8 protein-coding genes are annotated in these 7,395 nt (G+C 71.5%); 6 read left to right on the top strand and 2 right to left on the bottom strand.

Features of this window, described 5'->3' with window-relative positions:
- Positions 1-274: 274 nt before the first annotated feature.
- A complete protein-coding gene (locus tag AC2CJA_RS21620) occupies positions 275-1,696 on the bottom strand; it encodes a pyridoxal phosphate-dependent decarboxylase family protein (RefSeq protein WP_484604336.1) in 1,422 nt (473 codons plus the stop codon).
- A gap of 257 nt (positions 1,697-1,953) precedes the next feature.
- Here AC2CJA_RS21620 and AC2CJA_RS21615 point away from each other — a divergent pair, with 257 nt between their 5' ends.
- The 6 genes from AC2CJA_RS21615 to AC2CJA_RS21590 all read left to right on the top strand — a co-directional run bounded on the left by AC2CJA_RS21615 (position 1,954) and on the right by AC2CJA_RS21590 (position 7,094).
- Positions 1,954-3,093, top strand: coding sequence for an acyl-CoA dehydrogenase (locus AC2CJA_RS21615; RefSeq protein ID WP_484604335.1), 1,140 nt, complete (start codon positions 1,954-1,956; stop codon positions 3,091-3,093).
- 75 nt (positions 3,094-3,168) lie between these two features.
- A complete protein-coding gene (locus AC2CJA_RS21610) occupies positions 3,169-3,687 on the top strand; it encodes a hypothetical protein (protein WP_484604334.1) in 519 nt (172 codons plus the stop codon).
- Complete coding sequence (locus tag AC2CJA_RS21605) at positions 3,684-4,253, top strand: flavin reductase family protein (protein WP_484604333.1); 570 nt, start codon at positions 3,684-3,686, stop codon at positions 4,251-4,253. Before AC2CJA_RS21610 ends, AC2CJA_RS21605 begins: the two co-directional genes overlap by 4 nt.
- Positions 4,254-4,312: 59 nt before the next feature.
- Entirely contained in the window at positions 4,313-5,302 is a 990-nt protein-coding gene (locus tag AC2CJA_RS21600; RefSeq protein WP_484604332.1) for a VlmB-like protein, read from the top strand.
- A gap of 83 nt (positions 5,303-5,385) precedes the next feature.
- Positions 5,386-5,721 (top strand): VOC family protein, encoded by a 336-nt coding sequence (locus tag AC2CJA_RS21595; protein ID WP_484604331.1) that lies wholly within the window; start codon positions 5,386-5,388, stop codon positions 5,719-5,721.
- Positions 5,722-5,894: 173 nt separating this feature from the next.
- Positions 5,895-7,094: a methylated-DNA--[protein]-cysteine S-methyltransferase gene (locus AC2CJA_RS21590; RefSeq protein ID WP_484604330.1), complete on the top strand. Its 1,200-nt coding sequence runs from the start codon at positions 5,895-5,897 to the stop codon at positions 7,092-7,094.
- 32 nt (positions 7,095-7,126) lie between these two features.
- Here AC2CJA_RS21590 and AC2CJA_RS21585 read toward each other — a convergent pair whose 3' ends face one another.
- Positions 7,127-7,300 carry a hypothetical protein gene (locus tag AC2CJA_RS21585; RefSeq protein ID WP_484604329.1) on the bottom strand — a complete coding sequence of 58 codons (174 nt, stop codon included), beginning with the start codon at positions 7,298-7,300 and terminating at the stop codon, positions 7,127-7,129.
- Positions 7,301-7,395: the final 95 nt, after the last annotated feature.

Below are 7,395 nucleotides of genomic sequence, written 5' to 3'. Positions count from 1 at the left end.
GGGGCGGACTGCGGCATGCGCACCGGCGGGAGGGTGTGGGCGGCCCGGGGCCGCCACGGGCACGCCGCGGGACAGCGGCCGGCCGGGGAGCCGCTGCCGCCGGGTGGCCGCGGCGTCGGAGATGAGGACCGTCACCGCGGACAGCACGATGCGGCCGGGGCGGAGCGCGGCGGCGCCGCGCTGCCGGAGGGCGAGGGCGGTCCCCGGTGGGCCGCCTGTCCGCTGTCGGGCTCCGTGTGTGGATCACTTTCGGTCATGACGTGCTTCCTTACGCTTACACGGTGCGTGGATCGGGACTTGCGGTCGCCGTCGCCGCGGCCACGGCATTGCTGATCTCCTCGGCGGTCCGGCCCACGTCCGCGGCCGTGGTGCGCCAGGAGATGACCGAGACACGCATGGCGGCACGCCCGCCCCACCTGGTCCCGCCGAACCAGCAGACCCCGCCGGCCTGGAGGCGGGCGATCACGTCCTGGGTGATCCCGTCGTCGTCGCCGAAGCGCACCAGCACCTGGTTGAGGGTGACCTCGTTGAGCACCTCGGCCCCCGGCAGCGCGTCGAGCAGTTCCGCGAAGCGGCGTGCGTTGGCGCAGCACCGGTCGATCAGATCGGCCACCCCGGAGCGGCCGAGCGAGCGCAGGGCCGCCCACACCGGCAGACTGCGCGCCCGGCGGGAGAAGTCGGCGACCCACTCGATGGGATCGCGCTCCGCCGGGGTACCGGGCGGCAGGTAGTCGGTGCGGGCGTGGAGCATCGCGGTGCGGTGCGCGTGTGGGCGGGCCACGAATACCAGCCCGCAGTCGTAGGGCACGTTGAGCCACTTGTGGGCGTCGGTCGCCCACGAGTCGGCCCGCTCGATCCCGGCGACCAGATGACGCAGCGCGGGGCTCGCCGCGGCCCACATGCCGAACGCGCCGTCCACATGGACCCAGGCACCGTGACGGTGGGCGAGGTCGCAGATCTCACCGACGGGGTCGATCGCCCCAGTGTTCACGTCCCCGACCTGCGCGCACACGATCGTCGGACCGTCGCAGCCGGCGAGGACCGACTCCAGCTCGTCCAGCCGCATCCGGCCCTCGTCGTCGGCGGGCACCACGCGCAACTGGTCGGTGCCGAAACCCAGATGGCGCAGGGCCAGGTCGACCGTGAGGTGGCGCTGCTCGCCGACGACCACGTCGACCCGCGGCGCCTCGCGCAGGCCGCGGCGCTCGACATCCCAGCCGACGTCGGTGAGGACCTGGTGGCGTGCGGCCGCGAGGGCGGTCACGTGGGCCATGGCGCAGCCGGTCGGGAACCCCACGGACGTCCCGGCGGGCAGGCCCAGAATGTCGACGAGCCAGCCGGCGGCGATGTGTTCGGCCGTGGCCACGGCGGGCCCGAGGTCGAACACACCGCTGTTCTGGTCCCAGGCGCCGGCGATCCAGTCCGCCGCGAGTGCCACGGGCAGGGTGCCGCCGACGACGTAGCCGAAATAGCGTGGTCCCGAACTGGCCACCACACCGCCCTCGTTGGCAGCTCGGGTCAGCAGCTCGACGGTCTCGGCAGGTGCGGTGGGCGCCTCCGGCAGCGGACCGCCCAACAACTTCGTGAGCTCCTCGGCTCCGGCGGTGGCGCCGACGCGGCGCGTCGGCAGTCCCGCCAGGTAGTCCATGGCCTGACCGGCCGCGTACGTCAGGAGTTCCGTCTCATCGGGGATCATTTTCCCGAAGATATTGCATATTGCTGACCGCTCGCTGACCGCTGGAACCACTATGTGGACCGAATCAAGAATCAGTTGAGTGTCAGTCCGGCATCAGTCGGCTGCTGCCATACTCGCTTCTCGTCGGTGGCCGGTTACCGACGACGTCTCCCCTCCCTTCCCGCGTCGGATATCGCCGACGGATTTCGGCCGTGCCCGAGGCAGGCGGTTCTCTCACTCACGCCAGCTCAGCCCCCATCCTTCAGGGAGAGTCCGACATGCGTTTCCTCAGCACCGCACGCGATACGTGCGAGAAGTTCCACCCGGGCCTGCTGGACGCCGTGGAGCGCGTTCCACTGGCGGAGCGCGAAGCCGCGGACAGCCGTGTCATCGAGGTCTTCCGTTCCCACGCGGGCGCCGGGCTGCTGGTGCCCACCGGGTTCGGCGGCCTGGCCGCCGGCCCTCTCGACGCCGTGCGCGTGCAGCGCGCCCTGGGTTCCCTGTCGCCCTCGCTGGGTGTGGCGACGGTGATGCACCACTTCACCGTCGCCATGCTGTTCAGCCTGGCGCGGAACGCCGACCGGCTCACGGAAGCCCAGATGAAGCTGCTGTCCACGGTCGCCGCGGACGGGCTCCTGCTGTCGTCCGCGTGGGCCGAGGGACGAACCGACCAGAACATCCTGCTGCCCGCGGTGGTCGCCGAGCGGACCGAGGACGGTTACCTGGTCAACGGCGAGAAGAAGCCGTGCAGCCTGTCGCGCTCCATGGACCTGCTGACCGCCAGCGTCACGGTCGGCGACGAGCGGGGACGGCCGAGCCTGGCCCTGCTGCTGATCCCGGCGGACTCCCCCGGCATCAGCGTCGAGCCGTTCTGGTCGACCCCCGTCCTCGCGGCGGCCCAGAGCGATCTGGTGCGGCTGGAGAACGTCAGGGTGCCCGAGGAACTGGTCATCAGCAGCACCCCGGAGGACCAGAAGCGCCTCGACGACCTGCAGACGGCCGGCTTCACCTGGTTCGAGCTGCTGGTCACCTCCGCGTACACCGGCGCCGCGGCAACGCTCGTCTCCCAGGTCATCGCCACCGGCCGCGGCAGCGAGAGCGCCCGGGCGGGGCTGGGTGTGCGCCTGCAGGCGGCGGTGGACCTGCAGGAGGGGGCGGCGCGCGCCGTCGCCGACGGTATGGACGGCGACGAGGCCGTCGCGGCGGTCCTGGTGGCCCGTTACGCCACCCAGGACCTGCTCGCCGCCGCGGTGGACGCCGCGACCGAACTGCTGGGCGGCATGGCCTTCGTCGGTTCGCCCGACGTGGCCTACATGGCCTCGGCCGTGCGGGCGCTGGCCTTCCACCCGCCGTCGCGGGCCAGCCTCGCCACCGAACTGACCGAGTACTTCGAAGGAAAACCGCTGCGGCTGTCCTGATCGGCGGCCCCGGACGGGAACGCCGGAGGCACGCCCCGGAAGTCACCGGCCGTGTGACGGCTTACGGAGGAGACCATGGACCAGAAGAACCCGTTCGAGACACGGAACACTTTCCGCCTGCACAGAGCGGAGTACCTCGTCGGTTTCGCCCTGTCGATCATACTCATCATCGTTCACTTCGGGGAGATCCGCTGGATTCCCTTCATCGCGCTGTTCGCCTACATAGACCTCTTCGGCTACATACCCGGAGCGATCGCGTTCCGCCGGAGTTCCGACGGCCGCATCCCCAAGGTCTACTACATCCTCTACAACACCATGCACAGTCTGATCACACAGGCCGCGGTGGTGGGTCTGTGGCTGTGGCTGGTCGGCCCGGAATGGGCGCTGCTGGCCATCCCGTTCCATGTGTTCGGCGACCGCGGGCTGTTCGGCAACTTCCTCAAGCCGTTCGGCCTCCCGTTCGAGCCGGTGGGCACCGACCCGCTGTACGAGAGGATCGCCGGCCAGCTGCGGCTGCGCTCCCAGGTGACCGGACCCGTGCCCGGACCCGCGGCACCCGAAGCCGCGGAGGTCAGGCAGGGAGCGACGCTTTGAGTTCCGTTTCCGGCGCGGCCGGGTCCGGCGAGCTGGCGACAGCCGGAGTCCAGCAGTCCACGGACAGCGCGACGAGCCGCCGCGCGCTGCGCTGCCTGGCCTCCGGCGTCACCGTGCTGACGGTCAACGGCGACGGTCTGCTGCACGGCACCACGGTCAGTTCGCTGGTGGCCATATCCCGTGTCCCGCTGGTGCTCGGCGCCTGTCTGCGGCTCTCGTCGGGCTTCACGGAGCTGGCCCGCAAGTCGGGTTCGTTTTCGGTCAATGTCCTCTCCTCCGAACAGGCCGCCGTGGCGCGCTGGTTCGCCTCGCCCGACCGGGGCCGGGGCGACGCCCAGTTCACCGGTGTCGTCTGGAGCGCGGACCGCTACACCGGCGCTCCGCTGCTCGGCGGCTCCCTGGCCCACATGGCGTGCGCCTACCTGGGGAGCCAGCAGATCGGAGACCACGACCTGATCACCGCCGAGGTGATCGCCGGGGCGCCGGGGACCGGCGACCCGCTTCTCTCCTTCGCCGGAGGGCTGTGCCAGGAGACCTCGCCGGCCCCCGGCACCACCGACCTCTGACGCGCCGCAGGCGCCCGGCATCCCCGCCAACACCCGAGACACACGAGGAGCGAATCTCGATGACCGCTGAGACACCGGTCGAGGCCGACTGGGACGAGGCCCCCGGCCTGCTGGACGGAGCCGGCTCGCTGGCCCTGACCGCGGACCAGTGCGACCTGGCCTACTGGTTCTCCGCAGTGGCCCAGGGAACCCTGCGTGACCGTCCCCTGGGGTACGACCCGTCGGTGGTCACCCCCGACTACATGCGCGAGCCCGGACCGCTGCGCGAGGCGCTGCGCTTGGAGCTGGCCTACCGGGCTCTGGACGAGGAGGCCGCCACCCGGGTGCTCGCCGACTACGTGGCCACCGCCCCCGGCATCCCCGAGCTGGAGTTCTTCTCCACCCAGCTGATGGACGAGGCCCGGCACCACATGATCTTCCGCAACCACCTGCTGAACCTCGGGGTGCCCGCGGAGGACCTGATGCCCTGGGTCCGCAGGACCGGCGCCGAGTACGAGAAGCAGGTCCTGACGCCCATCAAGGAGTTCGCCCGGACCGTCACCCGCGAGGAGGGCGACTTCATCGGCGGCGTGGTGGCGTTCGCCATCATCATCGAGGGTGTGCTCGCCGCGTCGACGGAGCTCAGCGAGCGCAAGTGGGGCGTGCTCGACCCGGTCGCCGGCGAGATCGCCCGCGGTGCGGCGATCGACGAGATCCGCCACCTGGCCGTCGGAAGCTCCATCGTGCGCGAACACCTGCTCAAGCACCCGGAGGACCGGGACCACGTGCTGGGCATCCTGCGGCGCGGCCGCGAGCTGTGGGGCGAGATCAACGACCGCGAGTTCGTGATGCACCGCGAGGAGCTCTTCCAGGAGGGCATGCTCCAGCACCGGGACCGGCTGCGCGACTTCGAGCTGTTCCCGGGCTGCCTGATGCTCGACACCACCCCTCAGTCCCGGTGGGACCTCGCGGCTCGCTGGAATGACGAACTGGCCGAATCTCGTCTGGCGTACATGGGCCTGCCGGAGGCCATCGATCTCCTGCGTGCGCAGGCCCCGAGAATCCTGTAAGAATCCACGCCGGCGGCGCCGGCGCGGTCGGTGCCGCTGTGTTGTGTCGCAATATTCGCAAGAGTGTCCAAGGAGGACCTCCAGTGACCGTTCAGATCGGCAACGTCTGTGTCGACACCAAGGACCTCGGGCGCGCTTCCGATTTCTGGAAGGCGGTGACGGGGTACAACGTCTCGTCGTCCGACGAGACCACCGTTTACTTCGAGGACCCCGACAAGAAGGCGGTCGGTCTGTCCCTCCAGCTGGTCCCGGAGAAGCGCCAGGGCAAGAACCGACTGCACCTGGACTTCTTCACCGACGAACTGGAGAAGGAGGTCGAGCGCATCAAGGGCCTGGGCGCCACCGAGGTGGCGAAGTACGACGGCTGGGTCGTGCTGAACGACCTGGACGGGAACGAGTTCTGCGTCTGCGCCTCCTGATGTCGTCCGGTGGGTCCGGCCCACCGGAACCGGCGTTGTGAGCGGCAAGCGGCAGGTCGGCAACATATCCCCACCTCCCATTCCGGTTTCAGGCGGTCAGGCGGTGGTCAAGCGGTGCTCGAGCACCGGCGCCGTAGGATTTCACGGAAGAACGGGAACGGGCGGCACAAGGCATGACGGAACACGGATTCACACTGTTCGACACCGCCCTCGGCCGGTGCGGAATCGCCTGGGGCGGACGCGGAGTCGTCTGCGTGCAGCTCCCGGAGGGCAGCACGGCCGGAACGAGCGAGCGCCTGGCGGGCACGGTGCCTGACGCCCGGCGGGCGGAACCGCCGGCCCCGGTGCGGCGGGCCGTCGACGCCATCACGCGGCACCTGCGCGGCGAGCCGGCCGACCTGGCGTCCGTGGAACTGGACATGACCGGCGTGCCCGAGTTCCGCCGGCGGGTCTACGAGACCGCCCGGGCCATCCCCTCGGGCACGACGCTCACCTATGGCGAGGTCGCAGAGCGCCTCGGGCGGACGGGGGCCGCGCGGGCCGTGGGCCAGGCGCTGGGCCGGAACCCCTTCGCGCTGCTCGTGCCCTGCCACCGTGTCGTCTCCGCCGGGGGCCGGCCCGGCGGTTTCTCCGCGTACCGGGGCGTGGCGACCAAAACGGGACTGCTGGCGATCGAGCGGGCCGGCGCGAACGGCGCCCCGGCGCCGGCCGCGGACCGGACGGACCACGGATTTCCCTTCGACCCGGCCGTGGCGATCGCCTACCTCCGCGGCTCGGACCCTGGCCTGGCCGGACTCATCGACGAGGCCGGCCCGTTCGCCATGCGGCTCAACTCGGCGGCGAGTCTGTTCGCCGCGCTCGCCGAGGCCATCGTCTACCAGCAGCTCGCGGCGAAGGCCGCGGCCACGATCCACCGCCGGGTGTGCGCGCTGTTCCCGGAGACCGGCGGGGTGCTGCTGCCCGAGCTGGTCCTCGGCGCGTCCGACGAGCGGCTGCGCGGCGCGGGCCTGTCGCGGCCGAAGCTGGCCTCCCTGCGGGACCTGGCCGAGAAGGTCGTCTCCGGCCGGGTCCCCGAGCTGGAGGCGATCCGGGGGATGGAGGACGAGGAGGTGGTGCGCCGGCTGTCCTCGGTACGGGGCGTCGGCCGGTGGACGGCCGAGATGTTCCTGATGTTCCGGCTGGGCCGCCCGGACGTGCTTCCGCTGGACGACTACGGCATCCGCAACGGCTTCGCGCTCGCGTTCGGCGGGAGGGAGTTGCCCGGGCGGGCGGAGATCGATGAGCGGGGCGCGCTGTGGCAGCCGTACCGCACGGTGGCGTCCTGGTACCTGTGGGAGGCGGTTGAGCGCACCAGGCAGGGGCCGCCGGCCTGAGCCGGGCGGCCCCTGACATCCCTCGCCGAGCGCTACGGGCGCGTCGCCTCGGGCCGTTCCCCGTCGAGCAGCCGGTCGAGCTCCCTGAGCGCCTCGTCGGCCGCCCGCCCCGTCTCCACGTCGTCGGGAGCGGCGGCCACGGCCCCGAACAGCTCGAAGACGCGCTGGCCGACCGCGTCGATCCGTTCCTGCGGCGTGCCGGACATGTGGTTCCTCCTCATGGTCTGCTGCGTTCCGCGTTGCCCCGGGGGGGGGCCGGGGGGGGGGGCGGGGGGGGGGGGGGGGGCGGGCGGCGGCCGCG

It is taken from the genome of Streptomyces sp. ATLC9, from assembly GCF_057196705.1.
This window is presented reverse-complemented; position numbering and strand designations above follow the sequence as displayed.